The organism is Kaistia terrae (assembly GCF_026344005.1).
Lineage (GTDB): Bacteria > Pseudomonadota > Alphaproteobacteria > Rhizobiales > Kaistiaceae > Kaistia > Kaistia terrae.
Genome location: NZ_JAPKNH010000002.1, coordinates 652,958 through 674,022 on the forward strand (window position 1 = coordinate 652,958; position 21,065 = coordinate 674,022).

Genomic DNA, 21,065 nt, shown 5'->3' on the forward strand with positions numbered 1-21,065 from the left:
ACGCGTCGATCCGGGAATGTGATCGACATGTCGCAGAAGGCCCGGATTTGCGCCGATCGCGCAATTGCGCGTTGAACATAAGGCTGCCTTTGGAGTAAAGGAATGTGGCGTAGCGTGCCTTGTTCTTGTCTTTTGTGACCGGTGTCACGGCCACGCCACAAATTTCCGCCTAGACCATATCTTCGCACCGATCGTTTCAGGCCCCCCGTTTGCCTCCAGCGACCGATTGCTTCCGAGCAGGCCATTTCGCCTGCCGGTGCCCCTTGGGAAACTTGCTATGTCCGTCCTGTCCGAGAAGGCCGCTATTCGTTCGGCCCCGGAGCCGTCTTTCGTCGAATTTGTCGTCATCATCGCTTTCATGATGGCGCTCGGCTCGATGTCCATCGACAATCTGCTGCCGGCCTTCGGCCATATCCAGCATGATTTCAACCTTTCTTCCGCCAATGAAGTCCAGTTGATCCTGACCGTCTACATGGCGGGCTTTGCGATCATGCAGCTCTTCTATGGGCCCGTCTCCGATATTGTCGGTCGTAAGCCGACGTTGATGATTGGTCTTGTTATCTTCTCGATCGGAAGCGTGATTGCTCTGTTCGCGCCGAATTTCGAGTTGCTGCTGGTCGCGCGCCTGATTCAGGGTATGGGCGCGGCGGCGACCCGCATCTTGTCGGTCGCTATCGTGCGCGACCGCTATGAAGGCCGCGAGATGGCGCGGGTGATGTCGTTCACGATGATGATCTTCATCATCGTGCCGGTATTCGCGCCGGCGATCGGCAGCCTGTTTCTGCTGTTCGGCACCTGGCACATGATTTTCGTCAGCATGCTCGTGATCGCCGTCGCCATCGCCGTCTGGTTCGGCAAGCGGATGCCCGAAACGCTGCATCCGGAATACCGTATGCCGTTCTCCTTCGACCGCATCGCCGGCGGCGCCAAGCGCTGCCTGCAGGAGCGGGCGACCGTCGGCTATTCGACGGCAATTGGCCTGATGTTCGGCGGGTTGATGGCCTATATCGGCTCGTCGCAGCAGATCTTCGAGACCGAGGTCTATGCTCTCGGCACGATGTTCCCGCTCGTCTTCGGCATGATCGCCGCCGTGATGGGCATTGCTTCCTTCGTTAATATCCGCCTTGTCCGGCGGCTTGGCATGCGGCGCATCTCGCATGCCGGCGTTTGCGGTCATGTGCTGATGTCGCTGATCATGGTGGGCTGCGCGTTCTGGTTTGACGGCAAGCCACCGCTGATCCTTTTCGCGCTCCTGCTCGCCGCCTGCCAGTTCCTGTTCAGCCTGACGATGCCAAACTTCAACACCATGGCGATGGAGCCGCTTGGCAACATCGCTGGCACGGCTTCGTCGATGATTGGCTTCTACACGACGATCCTGGGCACGATTGTCGGCCTCGTCATCGGCCAGGCCTTCGATGGCACGGTCATGCCGCTGTCGATCGGCTACCTTTCCACCGGCATTCTCAGCCTGATCGTCGTCTACTGGACGGAGCGCGGCCACCTGTTCGCGCCGCATCATCCCGATCCGACCGCCGTCATCGAGGTTGGCCACTAAGTCTGCGCGTAGGGGCTGTTGGCGAATGCCGACGCCCCTTGCGAGCAATCCGATGGCGCGGCATAGCTTTCCCTTGAATGGGAGTTGAACCATGCCGTCGGATACCCTGCGCGAAACACCGGTCGAGACGTTGAAGGCAGACGAGGCCGCGCTGGAGCATGCGCGCCTCAGCGCCGAGATCGCCGAGAACGATCTTCGCTACCACCAGGACGACGCGCCGACGATTACGGACGCGGACTATGACGCGCTGCGCCGCCGGCTCAATGCCCTGGAAGCGCAGTTTCCCGGCCTGACATCGGCGGCCAGCATATCGGTTGGCGCCGCGCCTTCGGCAAAGTTCGCCAAGGTGCCGCATGTCGTGCCGATGCTTTCGCTCGACAACGCTTTCGCGGACCAGGACGTCATCGACTTCATCGATCGCGCTCGGCGCTTCCTGAAGATCGACGCGGCAGACGCCATTCCCTTCACCGCCGAGCCGAAGATCGACGGCCTATCGCTGTCGCTGCGCTACGAAGGCGGCCGGCTCGTCACCGCTGCGACCCGGGGCGATGGGTTTGAGGGCGAGAACGTCACCGCCAACGCCCGCACGGTCGCCGATATTCCCGAACAACTGCCCGCTGGTGTGCCGGAGATCGTCGAGATCCGCGGTGAATGCTACATGGCGCATGCTGATTTCCAGGCCCTGAACGCCCGCATGGCGGCGGCAGGAGGCGGCAAGGTCTTCGCCAATCCACGCAACGCGGCGGCCGGCTCTCTCCGCCAGCTCGATTCCAGGATCACTGCGGCGCGACCGTTGCGCTTCTTCGCCTATGCCTGGGGCGACATGAGCGCCATGCCGGCCGAGACGCAGATGGAAATGGTCGAGGCATTTGCGAGCTGGGGACTGCCGACCAATCCTCGAATGATGCTTTGCACCACGGTCGAGGAGGCGCTCGCCTTCTACCACGCTCTCGAGGTGGACCGGGCCGGGCTCGGCTATGACATTGACGGCGTCGTCTACAAGGTCAATTCGCTCGCGCTGCAGAACCGGCTCGGGTTTGTCTCACGCAGCCCGCGCTGGGCGATCGCGCATAAGTTTGCCGCCGAGCAGGCGGTGACCGTGCTGAACGGCATCGACATCCAGGTCGGCCGAACGGGCGCGCTGACGCCAGTGGCAAAGCTGGAGCCGATCACCGTTGGCGGCGTCGTTGTCTCGAACGCGACGCTGCACAATGAAGACTATATCAAGGGCATTGGCGGCGACGGCCTGCCAATCCGCGATGGCGTCGACATCCGCGTCGGCGATACCGTCGTCATCCAGCGCGCCGGCGACGTTATCCCGCAGATCGTTTCCGTCCTGCTCGATAAGCGGCCGGCCAATTCCGTGCCTTACGAGTTTCCGACTGTCTGCCCCGTCTGTGGCAGCCATGCTGTGCGCGAAGAGGACGAAGCAGTCCGGCGCTGCACGGGCGGACTGATCTGCGCCGCGCAGGCCGTCGAGCGCATCCGTCATTTCGTCTCGCGAAATGCCTTCGACATTGAGGGGCTTGGCGAGAAGCAGGTGCAGGCTTTTCACGAGTGGGGGCTGATCAAGGAGCCGGCCGATATCTTCACGCTGGAAGCGCGCGATGCCGGGCAACTTCAGCGATTGAAGAACCGCGACGGCTTTGGTGAGACTTCGGCCAGAAACCTGTTCGCCGCGATCAACGAACGGCGCACAATTGCTCTCAACCGCTTCATCTTCGCGCTCGGCATCCGCCATGTCGGCGAGACAAACGCCAAGCGCCTCGCCCGCCATTTTGGCACCGTCGAGGCGTTTCGCGATACGGCGCTGGCAGCCAAGCCGCCGGGACCGGAGCTTTTGAAGGGCAATGACGCCTGGGTCGAGATGATCGGGATCGAGGGGATCGGCGGGGTGGTAGCCGAAGCGGTCGTCGATTTCTTCGACGAGCCCCACAATCGTGATGCCTTCGCCCGACTGCTGGAGCAGGTGAACCCGCAGCCGCTGGAAGCGGCGAAGACGGACAGCCCCGTCGCCGGCAAGACGGTCGTCTTCACCGGCACGCTCGTTCGTATGACGCGCGAGGAAGCCAAGGCAATGGCGGAGCGACTTGGCGCCAAGGTGGCCGGGTCTGTGTCGAAGAAGACGGACCTGCTGGTTGCCGGGCCGGGAGCAGGGTCCAAGCTCAAATCAGCAGCCGAGAACGGCGTCGAGGTCGTTGATGAGGATGGCTGGTTCACGCTGATCGGCGCGGACTGACCTAGCAAAAAGAGGCCCGCCCTCGCGGGCAGGCCTCCAATCCTGCGACTTGCTGGGTCTTACGGCGCCGCAGGGGCCGTTTCCGGTGCCGTGGGTGCCGGTGCCATGGGTGCCGGTGTCGCGGGAGCCGGCGTGGCCGGGTCCGCTGCCGGCATGGTGGTGTCCGGCGTCTCAGGCGTCGAGGTCACTGTCGACGATTCCTGCTGCGCGGCGGTTTTGAACTCCGGCGCTGTATTCAGTTCTTCCTTGGTGGTCTTCAGGACCAGCTTGACCCCATTATCGATCTGGACGCGCTCCAACGTGCTGGGCGACACGGCGACGTCCTTTCGGCCGATGCCGAGGAAGCCGCCAACGCCGATCACGACGGCTTTCACCTGGCCAGCATCTGTCGCCAGGATATCGACAATCTTGCCGAGGTTTTCATCGGTGCCGCTATAGACGGTCGATCCCATCAGGTTCGAGGCGAGCCAGTCCGTTGAGCCATCTTCCAGGACGATGAAACGGCCGGCCGGCGCGACGGCTTCGGTTGTGGTCGCAGCCGGCGCGGTGGTGTCCGCTGGCGTGGTTGCGTCCTGTGCCAGCGCCGGGCCGGCAGCAAGGAGAGCGACCAGGGCGGTTGTTCTGAAAAGCATCTTCATGGTCGTAACTCCGTGTTTTATCTAACCAATTGAACTTTATAGCTCGGTTGGTCAACGGAGTGTCGGCAGTCACGTTCCATCACGAAGCCTGTCGTCATGAAAGGCTTCGTGATGAAGTTGAATGGCTTTATGCCTCCAGCGGTTGCGTCGCATCGATCAGAAATCGCAGGGCAGCGCCGTCGAGGGAGGGAGCCAGCGTCTCGCGAACGCGAGCATGATAGGCATCCATCCAGCCCTTTTCGGTGGGGGTGAGCAGGGCAACCTCGATCAGATTGCGGTCGATCGGCGCCAATGTGATCGTCTCGAAACCCAGCATCTCGCGGTCGCCACCCTCGATCGGGGCAGGGGGCGTGACAACGATCAAATTCTCGATGCGGATGCCATAAGCGCCGGTCTTGTAGTAGCCGGGCTCGTTCGAGAGGATCATCCCTGACTCGGGCGGCAAGTGGCCTGCCTTCGAGATCCGGACCGGCCCTTCATGCACGGACAGGAACACGCCGACGCCATGGCCGGTGCCGTGGTCGAAATCGAGGCCGGCCTGCCAGAGCGCGTGCCGGGCGAGCGTGTCGAGTTGCGCGCCGGTGGTCCCTTTCGGAAAGCGTGCCGTCGCCAGTGCGATATGGCCTTTCAGCACGCGGGTGAAGCGGTCGCGCATCTCCGATGTCGGCTGGCCGATGGCGATGGTGCGGGTGATGTCTGTGGTGCCGTCGCGATATTGCGCGCCGGAATCAACCAGATACAGCGTGCCGGTCTCGAGCTTGCGGTCGGTGCTCTCATTGACGCGGTAGTGCACGATCGCGCCGTCTGGTCCCGCGCCAGAGATCGTGTCGAACGAAATCTCCAGCAGCGGCATGTCGTCGGCTACACCGGCCTCGGCGCGGAACTGCTCTAGCTTCCGGGCGACGCTGATTTCTGTTTCCGTTCCCTGGTCGCCATTCGCATCGAGCCAGGCGAGGAAGCGGGTCATGGCGGCGCCGTCGCGGCGATGCGCCCGGCGTGTGCCCTCAAGCTCAACGGCGTTCTTGCGCGCCTTGGGGAGCACGACGGGATCGCCGCCTTCGACCAGGGTGCCCTTGGCGTCGGTGAGCGTGCGGGCAAACAGGGCCGGCGTCGTCTGCGGGTCGACCAGAACGCGCCGTCCGTCGGCGCCAAGCTTGGTCAGGTCAACAAGGAAATCGCGCTCTTCCTTGATGTCGGCGCGCTCGGACAGAGCATCCCGAAGGACATTGGAAAGCTTACGACCATCGACGTATAGCGTTGGGCGCTCGTCGCGACGCAACAGCGCGTAGGAAAGCACGACGGGATTGTGCGGCACGTCGGCACCGCGGATGTTGAAGATCCACGCGATCGAGTCCGACTGGGCGAGGATGGCCGCATCGACACCCTTCTCGGCCAGCACCGCCTGCATGCGGCGGATCTTCTCAACGGACGTCTCGCCGGCCAGATCATCCGGCTGCTGCATGACCTGCGACAGCGGTGGGAGAGGGCGATCGGCCCAGATCGCGTCGATCGGGTTTTCGCTGAGCGCCACGAACTCCGCGCCGGCCGCTTGGCAGACCGCCTCGAAGCGGCGAACTTCCGCAAGCGTAAGCAGGCGCGGGTCGTAGCCAATCCGATCGTCGGCACTGAGCTTGGCCTTCAGCCACTGGTGCGGCGGATGGCCGATCAGGTCTTCCGGCGTGAAGTCGGCGACATCGACCTGATCGCGCACCTGCAGCGTATAGCGCCCATCGACGAAGACGGCGGCTTCATCGGTCAGCACGATCGCCGCGCCGGCCGAACCCGTGAATCCGGTCAGCCAGGCGAGTCGTTCGGCGGATGCTGGAATGTACTCTCCCTGATATTCGTCGGCATGCGGAACGACGAAACCCTGCAATCCTGTGCGTCCGAGTTGGGCGCGAAGCGCCACCAGCCGTTCGGTGATCGGATGGGCGCGGCTGGGAGCGTCGAAATTCTGGAACATGCGCAGGGCCTTCTTCACGCGGATCGGAACGATTGCGCGACCCTAACGAGGCGCCTTGTCTACTGCAATTCCATCACACTCCGTGTTTGCGGCGCGGCGCAATTGTGGCGAGATGTTGTGCGTTGCAAAAACCGCATGTCTGTCATTCCGAACCAGCTGTACCTTCACGTCAGCGTTAGGGGTATGAAGGTGTTGGTTAAGGGACGCACAGGGCGTCACCGCTCAAAGGAATTGATCATGTTGACTGCAGCATTTGGCGAGTTCGGCGTTGCCCCGGCTGGAAGCCGTGGCCATGGCGTACGGCGCGCTGTGGCTCGCATGACGCATTCGCGCGACCGGCAGATGCCGCGTTTCGTGAACGGCTACCAACTTTCGCTCGACGATGCCGCGCTCGCCACTTTCGGCTTTGATCGCGAGACCGTCAGCCACGGTGCGATGAGCGCCATCGTCTGAGGCCGATGCCGGCTTGACCGGCGTCGATCGTCGGTAATTCGAGAATCCGCGACAGCCCGTCGCGGATTTTCTGCTTTTTGCGGGGTGCTTCGCAGCCTTGCGAGGCCTATGGTCCGGCAAACGCAACCCAAAGCTGGACACTATGCTGCAGGACCGTATCCGCCTTCCTTCGCTTCTCGACAAGGTCATGTCGCCAGCGGAGGCAGCGTCGTTGATCCGCGACGGCATGACCGTCGGCATGAGCGGCTTTACGCGCGCCGGCGATGCCAAGGCAGTGCCGCTGGCGATGGCCGAGCGCGCCGCGACAGAACCTTTCGGCATTACGCTGATCACGGGCGCATCGCTGGGCAATGGCATTGACGAGGTGCTGACCCGCTCGCATGTGCTGAAACGCCGCCTGCCGTTCCAATCCGACCGTGTGCTGCGCGCCGCCCTGAACAAGGGCGAGGTGATGTTCATCGACCAGCATCTCTCCGAGACGGTCGAACTGCTGCGCTCGCGCCAGATGGGGCCGATTGATGTCGCCGTTGTCGAGGCGGTGGCGATCACCCGCGAAGGCGGCATTATCCCGACCACTTCGGTCGGCAACTCGGCCACCTTCGCCATTCTCGCCGAGAAGGTGATCATCGAGCTCAATATCGGCCAACCGGCCGAGCTCGAAGGGCTGCACGACATTTATATCCCGACCCGCCGTCCACACCGCGAGCCGATCCCCATCGTCTCGCCGGATAGTCGCGTCGGCCTTCCCTTCATCCAGATCGACCCCGCCAAGATCGCAGCGATCGTCATCACCGATCGCGCGGACAGTTCTGCCGAGACGGCAGCGCCGGATGACGAGACGCGGGCGATTGCCGGCCATCTGATCGAGTTTTTGAGCCACGAGGTCCGCAAGGGTCGGTTGACCGAGAAACTCGCGCCGTTGCAGGCCGGCATTGGCTCGATCGCCAACGCAGTGCTGCACGGGCTGATCGACAGCCCCTTCCATGGTTTCACCATGTACAGCGAAGTGTTGCAGGACAGCACGTTCGACCTGTTCGATTCCGGCAAGCTCGCCTTCGCGTCGGGATCGTCGATCACCCTGTCGGCCGCCTGCCAGGCCCGCGTCATGCCGGATCTCGCCCGCTACAAGAGCCGCCTGGTGCTCCGTCCGCAGGAAGTATCGAACCATCCGGAAGTATTGCGTCGTCTCGGCGTCATCGCCATTAACACGGCGCTCGAATGCGACATCTACGGCAATGTGAACTCGACGCATGTCGGTGGCACGCACATGATGAACGGCATTGGCGGGTCCGGCGATTTCGCCCGCAACGCCTACATGGGCATCTTCGTCACCAAGTCCCTCGCCAAGGACGGGTCGATCTCGCGCATCGTTCCAATGGCGCCGCATGTCGATCACAACGAACATGACGTAGACGTCGTGGTGACGGAGAACGGCCTGGCCGATTTGCGAGGCCTTGCGCCGCGCGAGCGGGCCGAAGTGATCATCGCCAACTGCATCCACCCGAGCTATCGCGAACTGGCGGCGGACTATTATCGCCGCGCCGTGCGCGATCATGGCGGGCAGACCCCGCATCTGCTGGCGGAGGCTTATTCCTGGCATCTGCGCCAGGAGGCGACCGGCTCGATGCTGCCGTAGGGCAGGGCTCTGCCTGCTGGCGCCTCACCCTGCGGCGTCATCCCGGGCTTGACCCGGGATCCATTCAGCCGCGCTTTCGGGAGGTTCGTCCGCGAGCGATCGCGGCTGAATGATGCGGAGGCTCGTTGTCGACAGCGTTGACTACCGCTCGAGCGTGAGCGTCAGCCAGCCTTCCTGTTCGCCCTGACGGGCCAGCGTGAGGCCCTCGGCCACATAGGCGGCGGTGACGCTTGGACCCTGGGCGACCAGCAGCCCGGACAGCACGACCGTTGCCTTCGGCGCGAGATAGCGCGCGACGTCGGGTGCCAGCGCGATCAGCGGACCGGCGAGGATGTTGGCGACGACGAGATCGAATGGAGCACGCGCCACCATCGCCGGATTGTCAAAACCTTCGGCTGTTGCCGCGTCGATCTTGTCGCCGACGCCGTTCAGCACGGCGTTCTCTGCCGTCACGCGGGTAGCGATCGGGTCGATGTCGGTGGCGAGCACCGGCTTGTCCCATGCCTTGGCGATGGCAATGGCCAGCACCCCGGTACCGGTACCGAGATCGAGGATGCTCTTGTAGTCGTGGATCTTACCGAGCCGGTCGATCTCTTCGAGGCAGCCGGCCGTGGTGCCGTGATGGCCGGTGCCGAAGGCCTCGCCCGCCTCGATCTCGATGGCGATGTCGCCCGGCTGGATCTTGTCGCGGTCGTGGCTGCCATGGACGAGGAAGCGTCCTGCGCGGACTGGCTTCAAGCCTTCGAGCGACTTGGCGACCCAATCCTCGTCGACGAGGTCGGAGACGACGAACGCGCCGACATTCGGTCCGAGCGTCTCGGCGACGACGCGGGCGAGAGCGTCTTCATCCGCCGCATCCTCGAAATAGACGTCGACGGTCCAGCTCTGGTCAGCCTGCTCCGTGGTGGCGGCAGAGGGGTAGCCAAGCGCGTCATCCTCGCCGATCGCCTCGATGAGGCGGATCGCGTCGGATTCCTTGGCAAGGTTGAGGGAGGCGATGAGGGTCAAGCGAGCGAACCTTGTCTGGCGGCGGCGGAGAGTGCTTCATATCCGCCTTGGAACTGAATTGGAAAAGGGTTCATGGCCGAAACAGAAATCCGCGTCGATCCTTTTCCGAGCCATGACGAGCTTGATCGGCTTTGGCAGTCTGCCTGGCAGCAGCCAGGGCCGCGGGATCCGCGCGCGATTCTGTCGCGCAGCCTCGTCCATCTCTGCGCTTTTGACGGACGGGAGCTGGTCGGTTTTGTGAATGTCGCCTGGGACGGCGGCATTCACGCTTTTTTGCTCGATCCCTGCGTCGATCCGGGCCATCGCCGAGCGGGACTAGGCACCAAGCTGGTGCGTCGGGCGGCAGAGCTGGCGCGTGAGCGCGGTGCTCATTGGCTGCATGTCGATTTCGAGCCGCATCTCGCCGGCTTCTACCGCGATTGCGGCTTCCGGCCGACGGAGGCAGGGCTGATGCGGCTTGGGCCCGGCTAGTGCTTGCTCACAAAGCTGTCGACGACCTTCTTGGCGCCAGTCTTCTCGAAATCGACGGTCAACTTGTTGCCCTCGATTTCGATGATCGCGCCATAGCCGAATTTCTGGTGGAAGACGCGCTCGCCCAGCTTGTACTTTGACGACGAACCGCTCGATTTCGCCACCAGTTCGCCTTCGATCTGGCGCGGGGCAGAGCGAGTGTGCGTCTGCGCGGAGCCCTTGTTCGCCTGTGCGCGCTGCCAGCCCGGCGTCGAATAGCTATTGTTGAAGCTGTCGGCACGGTCGAAGCGGCTTGCGCCGTAGTTGCCGACGCCGCCGACATTGTAGCCGCCATAGCTCGACGTCTGCTCGATCACCTCGACATGCTTCTCCGGCAATTCGTCGAGGAAGCGCGACGGCACGTTGGATTGCCAGAGGCCGTGGATACGGCGGTTCGAGGCAAACCAGATCATCGCGCGCTGCTTGGCGCGGGTGATGCCGACATAGGCGAGGCGGCGCTCTTCCTCGAGGCCGGCGCGGCCGCTCTCGTCGAGGGCACGCTGATGCGGGAACAGACCTTCCTCCCAGCCCGGCAGGAAGACGGACTCGAATTCGAGCCCCTTGGCCGAATGCAGCGTCATGATCGAGACCGCATCCTGGTTCTCGGCGCGGTCGGTGTCCATGACGAGGGCGATGTGCTCCAGGAAGCCGCCGAGCGACTCGAAGGCCTCCATCGAGCGGACCAGTTCCTTCAGGTTTTCGAGCCGCCCCGGCGCGTCGGCGGTGCGCTCCTGCTGCCACATGTCGGTGTAGCCGCTCTCCTCCAAAATCATCTCGGCCAGTTCGCCCTGCTTCATCTGGTCGAGCTTCGAGCGCCAGAGCACGAAGGCGGCGAGCAGGTCGCGCAGCGCGGTGCGCGTCTTGGACGACTTGATCTCCTCGGTCTGGAGCAGTTCTTCGGTGGCCTCGATGATCGGGATGTTGCGCGCCCGTGCATGGTCGTGCAGCAGCCGCACCGTTGTCTCGCCGATGCCGCGCTTCGGCACGTTGACGATGCGCTCGAAGGCGAGGTCGTCGGCCGGTTGGGCTACGACGCGCAGATAGGCGAGCGCGTCGCGGATTTCCTGCCGCTCGTAGAAGCGCGGGCCGCCGATGACGCGATAGTTCAGGCCGATCGTGACGAAGCGCTCTTCGAAGGAGCGCATCTGGAACGAGGCGCGCACCAGGATCGCCATGTCGTTGAGTTTGTGGCCCTTGCGCTGCAATGCCTCGATTTCCTCGCCGACGGCGCGGGCTTCCTCTTCCGAATCCCAGGACGAGGCAACGCGCACGCGGGCGGCGTCGGGGTCGGTGGCGTCGGTGAACAGCGTCTTGCCGAGCCGGCCCTCATTATGGGTGATCAGATGCGAGGCCGCGCCGAGGATGTGGCTGGTCGAGCGGTAGTTGCGCTCCAGCTTGATCACGACGGCGCCAGGAAAATCCTTCTCGAAGCGCAGGATGTTGTCGACCTCTGCGCCGCGCCAGCCATAGATCGACTGGTCGTCGTCGCCGACGCAACAGATGTTCTTGCGGCCCTGAGCCAACAGGCGCAGCCACATATATTGCGCGACGTTGGTGTCCTGGTACTCGTCGACCAGCATGTAGCGGAATCGCTGGTGATAGTCCTTGAGCACGTCGGGATGATCGCGGAACAGGCGCAGGTTTTCCAGCAGCAGATCGCCGAAATCGCAGGCGTTCAACGTCTTCAGGCGCGCCTGATAGGCCTTGTAGAGCTTGATGCCGCGCCCGTCCGCGAATGATCCGCCATCGCCCGGCGGCACGTCTTCCGGCGTCAGGCCGCGGTTTTTCCAGCTGTCGATCAGGTTGGCGAGCTGGCGCGCCGGCCAGCGTTTTTCATCGATACCCTCGGCCTGGATCACCTGCTTCATCAGCCGGATCTGGTCGTCGGTGTCGAGGATGGTGAAATCGGATCTCAGGCCGACCAGTTCGGCATGGCGGCGCAAGATCTTGACGCCGATGGCGTGGAAGGTGCCGAGCCAGTTCATACCCTCGACCGAGGGGCCGATCAGTTCGCCGATACGGTGGCGCATTTCGCGCGCCGCCTTGTTGGTGAAGGTGACGGCCAGGATCTGGCTGGGCAGCGCCTTGTTGGTGGCGAGCAGATGCGCGATGCGCGTCGTCAGCACGCGTGTCTTGCCGGTGCCGGCGCCGGCAAGCACGAGAACGGGTCCCTCGGTCGTCTCGACCGCGAGCCGCTGCTCCGGGTTGAGGCGCGCGACATAATCGGGCGGCGCTGCCCTGCCGAGCGCACGCGCGGCGATGCCGCCGGGACGCGGGACGGGGGCGGAGCTGTCGAAGGGAGCGGTCATCTGCGGGGCGGTCGATTCGAAGAACGGGACATGAGAACAAATATGGACCGTGGCAGCCGTCCATTCCAGCTTCGTACAGAAGGAGAACGCTCCTGTCCAAGCGCGAGACGGGTTTTCTAGCCAAGGGCGCGCGGTTTGCTGTTGGGGGCGCCGCGCACTAGCTTGTCTCATGCGGCAAAGGAGTTTCCTCAGATGCGTGCGGCCATTTACGAGCGTTTCGGCGAACCGTCCGAAGTTCTGATCGCGGGCGAGCGCCCGGTTCCGGAGCCTGGCCCCGGCGAGATCCGCGTCCGCATGACGCTATCGCCGATCCATAATCACGACCTCTGGACCATTCGCGGCACCTATGGCTACAAGCCGGCCCTGCCGGCGATCGGCGGAAGCGAGGCGGTCGGCGTTGTCGATGCACATGGCGCGGGTGTCGCGGGGCCGGCCATCGGCCAGCGGGTCGTCGTGGCCGGCGTGCACGGCTCATGGGCAGACTATTTCATCGCCTCGGCTGCTAGCGCCGTGCCTTTGCCGGACGGCATCGACGACGACACCGCTTGTCAGCTGATCGCCATGCCGCTCAGTTCGCTCATGCTGCTGGAAGATCTTCAGATCACCAGCGGGCAGTGGATGATCCAGAACGCCGCCAATGGCGCTGTCGGCAAGATCGTCGCAAAACTCGCCCAGGCGCGCGGTATCAAGGTTGTTGGCCTCGTGCGTCGGGATGCGGGCATAGCCGAACTGTCCGCGCTTGGCATCGACGGCACTATTTCAACCGAAACGCCGGGTTGGGAAGACCGGGTGCGTGCGTTGGTCGGTAAGGCACCGATCCTGCGCGCCGTCGATTCCGTCGGTGGCGAGGAGGGCGGTCGCCTCACTAGCCTGTTGGCCGAGGGCGGTATGCTGATGTCGTTCGGCGCGATGTCGAACAAACCGCTGGTGATCAGCTCCGGCGATCTGATTTTCCGGCAGATCTCGGTGAAAGGCTTCTGGGGCGCGCGGCGTATGGCCTCGACGGACAAGGCCGAACTCGGGCGTCTGATCGGTGAACTGGTGCGGCTGGCTGCATCGGGCGAGCTTCGCTTGGCGGTCGACGAGAGATTCGCCCTCGCAGACGCTGCTGCAGCGGCCGCTGCCAGCGATCGGCCCGGCCGATCGGGCAAAATCGCCATCCAGGGTTCGGTGTGACGAACCGACTGGTAGGCTATTCCGAGCGGGGCAACTGCGCCGTGCGAAACCGTCCGAACTAACGCCGGATGGCTGCGAAACCGGCAGGAAGTCTTTGGCGTGGCAGGCTGGTTTTGCTAGGTTGCCCGCGACATGGCGAGCGAGCCATGAAATCGTTCGGGAGGCTTTCAGTATGGTAGTTTCGGCGCTGCGCAATGATGGTGCGCGTGACGAAGTGGCTCTGGCCACGGCGCTTGATCTTTTGCAGGAGCGTTTTGGCGCGCGCTTTACGCGCGGGCTGGAAATCCGGCGCCAGCATGCCAATACGACGACGTGGCTCCCGAACGAGCCCGCGGATGCCGTGGTGTTCGCCGCCTCCACCGAGGAAGTGTCGGAGATCGTCAAGATCTGCGCCGCGCATCGTGTGCCGATCATCCCATTTGGCACCGGCACCTCGCTGGAAGGCCATGTCAACGCGCCCTTCGGCGGCGTCTCGATCGATCTGTCGCAGATGAACAAGATCGTCGCCGTGCATGCCGAGGACCTTGATTGCACGGTCGAGGCAGGCGTCACCCGCATCCAGCTCAACAACTACATCCGCGACCAGGGCCTGTTTTTCCCGATCGACCCCGGCGCCGACGCCAGCCTTGGCGGCATGGCCGCGACCCGCGCCTCCGGCACCAATGCTGTTCGTTATGGTACGATGCGCGAGAACGTCGTGCGCCTGACGGCCGTCATGGCCGATGGCTCGATCGTCCGCACCGGCAGCCGCGCCAAGAAGAGCTCGGCCGGCTATGACCTGACCCGGCTTCTGGTCGGCTCGGAGGGGACGCTTGGCATCATCACCGAAGTGACCGTTCGCCTGCATGGCCTACCGGAATCTGTCGCCGCCGGCGTCTGCTCGTTCCCGACCGTGGAAGCTGCCTGCAATGCGGCGATCCTGACGATCCAGAGCGGTATTCCGATCGCTCGCGTCGAGCTTGGCGACGCGATGATGATCCGCGCCACCAACGAGTTCGCGAAGCTCGGCCTGCCCGAGACGCCGCATCTGTTCCTGGAGTTCCACGGTTCGCCGGCATCGGTCATCGAGCAGTCGGAGCAGTTCGCGGCGATTGCCGAGGAGTTCGGCGGCGGCGAGTTCGCCTCGGCGACCCGTCCCGAGGACCGCACGAAGCTCTGGCAGGCGCGGCACGATTCCTATTTCGCCGTGAAGGGGCTTCGCCCCGGCGACAACATCCAGAGCGTCTCGACCGACGTCTGCGTGCCGATCTCGATGCTGGCGGAGTGCGTCGCCGAGACCAGCGCCGATATCGCGACCAATGGCCTGATCGGGCCTGTCGTCGGCCATGTCGGCGACGGCAACTTCCATACCCAGCTCCTGATCGATATCACCAATCCAGACGAGATCGCCAAGGCCGAAGCCGTGATCAGCCGGATGAACGAGCGGGCCATCGCTTTGGACGGCACCTGCACCGGCGAACATGGCGTCGGCCAGGGCAAGCGCAAATATCTCATCAAGGAGCATGGCCACGGTCTCGACATCATGCGAGTGATCAAGGCGGCGCTGGACCCGCTCGGGATCCTCAATCCGGGCAAGATCCTGCCCGACGCATGACGTGACACGGCGGAGGCTAAGCTGAACAGGCTGTATCTGATCTTCGGGAGCATCATCATCGCCGTTCTCGTATCGGCGCTGGTGATCCCGTGGTTTGTGGACTGGAACGCCTTCCGCTCGACCTTCGAGCGTGAGGCGGAGAAGATCCTCGGCCAACGCGTCACGGTCGCGGGAACGGCGGATGCTTCCCTGCTGCCGATGCCCTCGCTTGTCTTCACCGATGTCCGCGTCGGCGGGACGGCAAGCGAACCGATGATGAAGATCGACCGGTTCGCCGTCCGTATCGAGCTGATCCCGCTGATCTCTGGCACCTTCAAGGTCGTCGACATGGCGATCACCCGGCCGCGCCTGCAGGTGACGGTCGGCGCCGACGGCACGCCGGACTGGCTGCGCCGCACGGAAGCGTCGAAGAGCCTCGATCCCGACGCCATTACCTTGGAAAAGGTCGATATTTCGGATGGCTCGATCGACTACCGCGACGAGCGGACGGGGCGGGCCGTTTCGCTGACCGGCATCAATGCCGCCGTCGATGCGCGCTCGCTGCTGGGGCCGTGGAAGGTCGAAGGAGGGCTTGTCGCGAATGGCGTGCCGACGACGTTCCGGATTGCTACTGGCCGCCGCGACGCCGACCATACGATCCGCGTCAATCTCGAGGCCAATCCGGCCAATGTGCCGGTCGCGATTTCCGCCGAAGGTCCGCTCGGCCTCGACGACAAGGGCCTGACCTGGGCCGGCGGCTTCACGCTGACGCATGTCGCGGATGACGACGGAAAGACGAACCGGAAGCCGCCGCCTGGTTGGCGGGCTTCAGGCAGCTTCGATCTCCGGCCCGAGCAATTGCGCTTCCCTGCGTTCACTCTTTTGCAGGGGCCGGAAGACCGTCCCTATAGCCTGACAGGCGCCTCGACGATCGACCTCGGCAAGGACATGCGTTTCGATGCCGTGCTGAAGGCGCGTCAACTCGATCTCGACCGCTCGATCGGCAAGGGGCCGAACGAGCCGGCCCGCGTCGATGTGGCGGCGAACGCTATCGTTACCGCGCTTGCCGGACTTCCCGTGCCCGGCATTCCGGGACGTGTCGGCTTCGATATCCCAGGCATCGTCATTGGCGGCTCGGTCATCCAGAACCTGCGCTTCGACGCGGTCACGGCGGAGAATGGCTGGAAGATCGAGGAGCTTGGCGCGGAGCTTCCGGGCCAATCGCGACTGACGGCGGACGGCATTGTAACGACGACGCCGCGAACCAGCTTCGAGGGCGCTGTCCGTCTCGAGGCGGATCAGCCTTCCGTTTTCGCGGCCTGGTGGCGAGGCGGGAAGATTGCCGCAATGCCGCCGCTGCAACCCTTCGAGATGAGGGGGCAGGTCCAGATCGGGTCCGGTCAGGTTGGCATCTCCGACATGACGGCGCGGATGGGCGAATCCGACCTTCGCGGCAATATCGGCTGGCAACTCGCAGCTTCCTCCGGCCGACGCAATCTCGCCGTCGATCTGGTCGCCGACCGGCTCGATTATGACCAGCTGGCGTCGCTCACCGATCTTTTTGCCGGCCAGAGTGTGAGCAACACAGGCGTTCTGGCGGACGACTATCAGGTGAAGCTGACGACGGCGGCGCTCGATGTCGGCGATATCCGCCTCGACAAGGTGGCCGTCGATGGCAGCCTGTCGAACGGCGTGCTGGTGGCGAAGACGCTTTCAATCGGCGATGTCGCGGGTGCATCGATTTCGGCCAATGGCCGTGTCGCGGATCTTGCCGGCACGCCGAATGGCCAGTTGTCGGTCTCGATCGATGCGACAGACCTGACCGGCTCGTCGGCGATCGTGGACAGGCTTGTGCCGGGCTCGGGCATCGCCCGCTGGTTCAAGACGGCAGCGCCTCTGCTCGGACCGACGATCCTCGACACGGTCATCAGCGCGCGTGCTGCTGATGATATCACGCACGCCAATCTCGTCGTAAACGGCACCGCTGGCGGTACGGCGGTCGACATGGCGCTCGGCTTCAAGGGTACACCGGCCGGTTGGCGCGAGGGCGAGGTCAAGGTCTCCGCCGCCATCGACAATTCGGATGCCGGACATCTCCTGCGCCAACTCGGCTTCAATGCCTTTCCACTCGACAAGCCCGGCCGGGGTCGGCTGGCGATCGAAAGCGAAAGCAATACGCTTGCCGAGGGGGTTGGGGCGTCGATCAAGGGTGTCTTCGCCGGCCTAACCTATTCGAGCGACGGCAAGATCGGTGTTGACGCGGCAGGCTTGCCCACCTTCCAGGGCACGATCACGGCGAGCGGCGCCGATGCGACACCGGCCCTGACCTTGGTTGGACTGACGCTTCCCGGCGTCGCCGAGAGACTGCCCCTCGACGCTGCGACGTCGCTCGATGTCAAGGATGGTACGGCGACGCTGTCGTTCCGCGATGCCAAGCTTGGCGGCGCCTATACCAGCGGCATGATCGATTTCGGCCACCAGGCGGGGCGTTGGAAGCTCAAGGCCGACGTCGCCGTCGACGAGGCCGATCTGGCGCTGGTCACAACGCTCGGACTCGGCGTGCCGCCGGATCTCCTGACCAACACCGAAAACACCTGGTCGAAGACAACGTTCGGCCGGCCGGTCATCGACGGCTTCGATGCATCGTTTCGACTTTCCGCCGACAAGCTCGCGATCAGCGAGGGTATCACCGTAACCAATGCGGCTGTGGAAGCGAATTTCTCCGGCGACCGCACCGAGGTGCTGCTGACAGGCGGCGATTTCGCCGGCGGCAAGGCGTCCGGCTCGCTGTCGATCATCAATCCGGAAGGGGACGCCTCGGTTTCGGGCCAGATGTCGGTCAAGGGCGCGATGCTGGCCGATGTGGTCTGGCAGCGCGACGGGCGCTCGGTCGCGGACGGAACGTTCGACTTTTCCGGCCAGTTCGATGGAGTTGGTCGCTCCGCCGCTGGCGTAGTCTCATCGCTTTCCGGTGGTGGCTCGCTTTCGATCGGCGAGGGCTCGGCCCGTTTCGTCAATCCGGAGGCCTTCAGCGCGGTCATTCGGGCGACCAACGCCGGACGCGAGATAGGCGAGGCGGAATTGCGCAAGCTGTTCGCGGGCTATCTCGATGCTGGCACACTCGCCTTCGAGCGGGTAGAGGGAGCATTTTCCATCGCCGCTGGGACAATTCGGGCTCAGAATCTGAGCGTGATCAGCAAGAGCGCAACGATGGTCGGCGGCGCGACGATCGATTTGAACGCCGATACCATCGACAGCCAGTGGACGCTTACCATCGATCCAGGCGAGGACCGGGTGAGCGGGGCGGTACCGCAGGTCGGCCTCGTCTTCTCGGGTCCGCTGGCCTCGCCCACGCGCCGCGTCGATGTTGCGCCACTTGCCGGGTTCCTGTCGGTGCGTGCCTTCGAGCGCGAGGTCGAGCGGATCGAGACGCTGCAGGCTGAAATTCTCGAAAAGGAAAAGCTCAACCGGCTGGTTCGCCTGGCGCGTGAAGACGACCAGCGCCGTGCGGACGCGGCGCGCAAAGCCGAGGAAGCAAGGCGGGCGGCCGAGACGGCCGAGAAGCAGGCTGCGGAGAAGGCGGCGGCAGATGCGGCGGCTGCCAAGAAGGCTGCCGACAAGGCGGCTGCGGACGCTGCTGCGGCCAAGAAGGCGGCCGATGCAGCGCGCAAGGCAGAGGCGCAGCGTCAGGAGCGTGCGCGTCGCGCCGCAGAGGCAGAGCAGCGCTCGCAGCCCGATTTCGCCGATGGCATCGAATCCCTGCTCAAGGGCGTTCCGCCAACGCCGCCGAGCCGCTCATCGCAGCCCCTGCCGATGCCTTCTACCGAACCGGGTGCACCCATGCTGCTGATGCCGCCAGCCGCTATTCCAAATCCCTGACGGTTTTCGCCGCATCCATGGCTTCCAGCCGGTTCTGATACCAGGCGAGCACAGCGAGGCGAATGGCGGAGGACAGATTTGCCTCGGCGGCTCTCTCTCCATCGATGGCAGCGATAAGGCCGGCGAGACTTTGGCCGCGCTCCGCGGCAATCCCGCGCAGCGCCTGCCAGAACGGCTCCTCGATCGAGATCGACGTCTGGTGGCCGGCGATCGAGACCGAGCGCTTCTTCATGCCGGTTTAGGGTCTTCCTCATCGTCGCGGCGATGCCCATCGACGTGATGACGGGCCTTCTCCGCCGAGATCCTGTCGATTGCCCTTTGAGCGCGCGTGCGTCCAAACCGGACCCGATTTTCCTCGGCCGTGGCGGCCTTCTCAAGGCGGGCCTTTTCCTTGCGGACGCGGTTCAGGTTGATGATTTCAGCAGTCATGTTCAATCTCCCCGAGGAGGCAGGTGAAACGTGGACTTGATGCGACGCTGTTATGGCTGAGGGTGCAGGGAAGGGTTGGATGGACTTGCGGGCGCCGGAGGCCCCGGTCCATCAAAGCAAATCCATATCCCCGGACCGCAGGCTGCTGCGCGCCAAGTCGGGCTTGGCCTTGTCGGTCGGGTCGGCGCTTGCCGGCTACGGATTACATGGCGGGCGTAGAAACTCACGAAGCGCTCCATGAGCAGATCTCATGCTCATGATGCGCTTCGTTGGTAACGATATCAAGTCGACAGAAATGGCAGCTATCTTGGGCTGATCATGTCTTCGGGACGAACGACCGCGTCGAACTGCTCGGTCGTCACATAGCCGCCGCCGACAGCTTCTTCGCGCAGCGTCGTGCCGTTCTTGTGAGCGGTCTTGGCGATCTTGGCGGCATTGTCGTAGCCGATCGTCGGCGCCAGCGCCGTGACCAGCATCAGCGAGCGCTCGACGCCCGACTTGATGTTGTCGAGGCGCGGCTCGATGCCGACGACGCAATTGTCCGTGAACGACACCGCCGCGTCGGCGAGGATGCGCACCGACTGCAGGAAGTTGTACGCCATAACCGGGTTGTAGACGTTCAGCTCGAAATGGCCTTGGCTGCCGGCGAAGGTGATGGCGGCCTGGTTGCCGAAGACCTGCACGCAGACCTGGGTCAGCGCCTCGCACTGGGTCGGGTTGACCTTGCCCGGCATGATCGACGAGCCGGGCTCGTTTTCCGGCAGCGAAAGCTCGCCGAGGCCGGCGCGCGGGCCCGAGCCGAGCAGGCGAATGTCGTTGGCGATCTTGAACAGCGAGCCGGCGACTGTGTTGATCGCGCCATGCGAGAACACCATCGCATCATGGGCGGCGAGCGCCTCGAACTTGTTCGGCGCCGAGGTGAAGGGCAAGCCGGTGATCGTGGCGATTGCCGTCGCGACGTCCTCCGCGAAGCCGACAGGCGCGTTGAGGCCGGTGCCGACGGCCGTGCCGCCCTGCGCCAGTTGCATCAGGTCGGGCAGCGTCATCTCGATGCGGCGGATGCCGTTTTCGACCTGCTGGGCGTAGCCGGAGAATTCCTGGCCGAGCGTCAGCGGGGTGGCGTCCTGGGTATGGGTGCGGCCGATCTTGACGATGCCAGACCAATCCTTGGCCTTGGAATCGAGCGCCGCGTGCAGATGCTTCAGCGCTGGCAGCAGGCGATGGACGATTTCCTCGGCCGAAGCGATGTGCATCGCGGTCGGATAGGTGTCGTTCGACGACTGGCTCATATTGACGTGGTCGTTCGGGTGGACGGGCTTCTTCGAGCCCATCACGCCGCCCATCATTTCGATGGCGCGGTTCGAGACCACCTCATTGGCGTTCATGTTCGACTGGGTGCCGGAACCGGTCTGCCAGACGACGAGGGGGAAATGATCGTCGAGCTTGCCGTCGATGACTTCTTGGGCGGCCGCTTCGATCGCCTTGGCGATCTGCGGGTCGAGGCGGCCGAGCTTGGCGTTCACTTCCGCGGCGGCGCGCTTGATGATGCCGAGCGCCCGCACGATCGGCAGCGGCTGCTTCTCGAGGCCGATCTTGAAGTTGCCGAGCGAACGCTGGGCCTGCGCGCCCCAATAGCGGTCGGAAGCCACTTCGATCGGGCCGAAAGTATCCGTTTCGATGCGGGTCGTTGTCATGAA

General features: G+C 64.0%; 15 protein-coding genes. 8 read left to right on the forward strand and 7 right to left on the reverse strand.

The window, feature by feature from the left end:
- The first annotated feature begins 277 nt into the window (after window positions 1-277).
- On the forward strand, window positions 278-1,555 hold the full coding sequence (locus tag OSH12_RS08190; RefSeq protein ID WP_266343029.1) for a multidrug effflux MFS transporter: 1,278 nt from the start codon (window positions 278-280) through the stop codon (window positions 1,553-1,555).
- 91 nt (window positions 1,556-1,646) lie between these two features.
- Window positions 1,647-3,794, forward strand: a complete 2,148-nt coding sequence (gene ligA, locus OSH12_RS08195; protein WP_266343030.1) for an NAD-dependent DNA ligase LigA — start codon at window positions 1,647-1,649, stop codon at window positions 3,792-3,794.
- Window positions 3,795-3,853: 59 nt separating this feature from the next.
- Here ligA and OSH12_RS08200 read toward each other — a convergent pair whose 3' ends face one another.
- Window positions 3,854-4,432 (reverse strand): PRC-barrel domain-containing protein, encoded by a 579-nt coding sequence (locus tag OSH12_RS08200; RefSeq protein ID WP_266343031.1) that lies wholly within the window; start codon window positions 4,430-4,432, stop codon window positions 3,854-3,856.
- 127 nt (window positions 4,433-4,559) lie between these two features.
- Window positions 4,560-6,395, reverse strand: coding sequence for an aminopeptidase P family protein (locus OSH12_RS08205; RefSeq protein WP_266343032.1), 1,836 nt, complete (start codon window positions 6,393-6,395; stop codon window positions 4,560-4,562).
- Between the two features lie 237 nt (window positions 6,396-6,632).
- Between OSH12_RS08205 and OSH12_RS08210 the strand changes: the two genes are divergently transcribed.
- Entirely contained in the window at window positions 6,633-6,848 is a 216-nt protein-coding gene (locus OSH12_RS08210; protein ID WP_266343033.1) for a hypothetical protein, read from the forward strand.
- Between the two features lie 142 nt (window positions 6,849-6,990).
- A complete protein-coding gene (locus OSH12_RS08215; protein WP_266343034.1) occupies window positions 6,991-8,484 on the forward strand; it encodes an acetyl-CoA hydrolase/transferase family protein in 1,494 nt (497 codons plus the stop codon).
- Between the two features lie 141 nt (window positions 8,485-8,625).
- Here the strand turns inward: OSH12_RS08215 and OSH12_RS08220 are convergent, their stop codons facing one another.
- A complete protein-coding gene (locus OSH12_RS08220) occupies window positions 8,626-9,492 on the reverse strand; it encodes a 50S ribosomal protein L11 methyltransferase (protein ID WP_266343035.1) in 867 nt (288 codons plus the stop codon).
- 72 nt (window positions 9,493-9,564) lie between these two features.
- Here OSH12_RS08220 and OSH12_RS08225 point away from each other — a divergent pair, with 72 nt between their 5' ends.
- Window positions 9,565-9,963, forward strand: a complete 399-nt coding sequence (locus OSH12_RS08225; RefSeq protein WP_266343036.1) for a GNAT family N-acetyltransferase — start codon at window positions 9,565-9,567, stop codon at window positions 9,961-9,963.
- Here OSH12_RS08225 and OSH12_RS08230 read toward each other — a convergent pair.
- Window positions 9,960-12,311, reverse strand: coding sequence for an ATP-dependent helicase (locus tag OSH12_RS08230; protein ID WP_266343037.1), 2,352 nt, complete (start codon window positions 12,309-12,311; stop codon window positions 9,960-9,962). The two genes, OSH12_RS08225 and OSH12_RS08230, sit on opposite strands and share 4 nt — an antisense overlap.
- Window positions 12,312-12,503: 192 nt before the next feature.
- On the opposite strand from OSH12_RS08230, the gene OSH12_RS08235 reads away from it, so the two are divergent.
- From OSH12_RS08235 to OSH12_RS08245, 3 genes are all read left to right on the forward strand, one after another.
- The gene (locus tag OSH12_RS08235; protein ID WP_266343038.1) at window positions 12,504-13,487 is read left to right on the forward strand and encodes a zinc-binding dehydrogenase; all 984 of its coding nucleotides are present in this window, start codon (window positions 12,504-12,506) and stop codon (window positions 13,485-13,487) included.
- Between the two features lie 172 nt (window positions 13,488-13,659).
- Window positions 13,660-15,081, forward strand: coding sequence for an FAD-binding oxidoreductase (locus OSH12_RS08240; protein WP_266343039.1), 1,422 nt, complete (start codon window positions 13,660-13,662; stop codon window positions 15,079-15,081).
- Window positions 15,082-15,120: 39 nt separating this feature from the next.
- The gene (locus OSH12_RS08245; protein WP_266343355.1) at window positions 15,121-18,939 is read left to right on the forward strand and encodes an AsmA family protein; all 3,819 of its coding nucleotides are present in this window, start codon (window positions 15,121-15,123) and stop codon (window positions 18,937-18,939) included.
- Here OSH12_RS08245 and OSH12_RS08250 read toward each other — a convergent pair.
- From OSH12_RS08250 to fumC, 3 genes are all read right to left on the reverse strand, one after another.
- Window positions 18,923-19,171, reverse strand: coding sequence for a ribbon-helix-helix domain-containing protein (locus OSH12_RS08250; protein WP_266343040.1), 249 nt, complete (start codon window positions 19,169-19,171; stop codon window positions 18,923-18,925). The genes OSH12_RS08245 and OSH12_RS08250 overlap by 17 nt on opposite strands.
- A complete protein-coding gene (locus OSH12_RS08255) occupies window positions 19,168-19,368 on the reverse strand; it encodes a DUF4169 family protein (protein WP_266343041.1) in 201 nt (66 codons plus the stop codon). The genes OSH12_RS08250 and OSH12_RS08255 overlap by 4 nt, the downstream gene beginning before the upstream one ends.
- 302 nt (window positions 19,369-19,670) lie before the next feature.
- Window positions 19,671-21,062, reverse strand: coding sequence for a class II fumarate hydratase (gene fumC / locus OSH12_RS08260; RefSeq protein ID WP_266343042.1), 1,392 nt, complete (start codon window positions 21,060-21,062; stop codon window positions 19,671-19,673).
- Between the last annotated feature and the right edge of the window lie 3 nt (window positions 21,063-21,065).

Coding starts and splice junctions, on each gene's coding strand:
- ligA (WP_266343030.1), top strand. CDS start 1,647: ATGCCGTCGGATACCCTGCGCGAAACACCGGTCGAGACGTTGAAGGCA.
- OSH12_RS08200 (WP_266343031.1), bottom strand. CDS start 4,432: ATGAAGATGCTTTTCAGAACAACCGCCCTGGTCGCTCTCCTTGCTGCC.
- OSH12_RS08250 (WP_266343040.1), bottom strand. CDS start 19,171: ATGAAGAAGCGCTCGGTCTCGATCGCCGGCCACCAGACGTCGATCTCG.
- OSH12_RS08190 (WP_266343029.1), top strand. CDS start 278: ATGTCCGTCCTGTCCGAGAAGGCCGCTATTCGTTCGGCCCCGGAGCCG.
- OSH12_RS08255 (WP_266343041.1), bottom strand. CDS start 19,368: ATGACTGCTGAAATCATCAACCTGAACCGCGTCCGCAAGGAAAAGGCC.
- OSH12_RS08205 (WP_266343032.1), bottom strand. CDS start 6,395: ATGTTCCAGAATTTCGACGCTCCCAGCCGCGCCCATCCGATCACCGAA.
- OSH12_RS08215 (WP_266343034.1), top strand. CDS start 6,991: ATGCTGCAGGACCGTATCCGCCTTCCTTCGCTTCTCGACAAGGTCATG.
- OSH12_RS08240 (WP_266343039.1), top strand. CDS start 13,660: ATGGTAGTTTCGGCGCTGCGCAATGATGGTGCGCGTGACGAAGTGGCT.
- OSH12_RS08210 (WP_266343033.1), top strand. CDS start 6,633: ATGTTGACTGCAGCATTTGGCGAGTTCGGCGTTGCCCCGGCTGGAAGC.
- fumC (WP_266343042.1), bottom strand. CDS start 21,062: ATGACAACGACCCGCATCGAAACGGATACTTTCGGCCCGATCGAAGTG.
- OSH12_RS08230 (WP_266343037.1), bottom strand. CDS start 12,311: ATGACCGCTCCCTTCGACAGCTCCGCCCCCGTCCCGCGTCCCGGCGGC.
- OSH12_RS08225 (WP_266343036.1), top strand. CDS start 9,565: ATGGCCGAAACAGAAATCCGCGTCGATCCTTTTCCGAGCCATGACGAG.
- OSH12_RS08235 (WP_266343038.1), top strand. CDS start 12,504: ATGCGTGCGGCCATTTACGAGCGTTTCGGCGAACCGTCCGAAGTTCTG.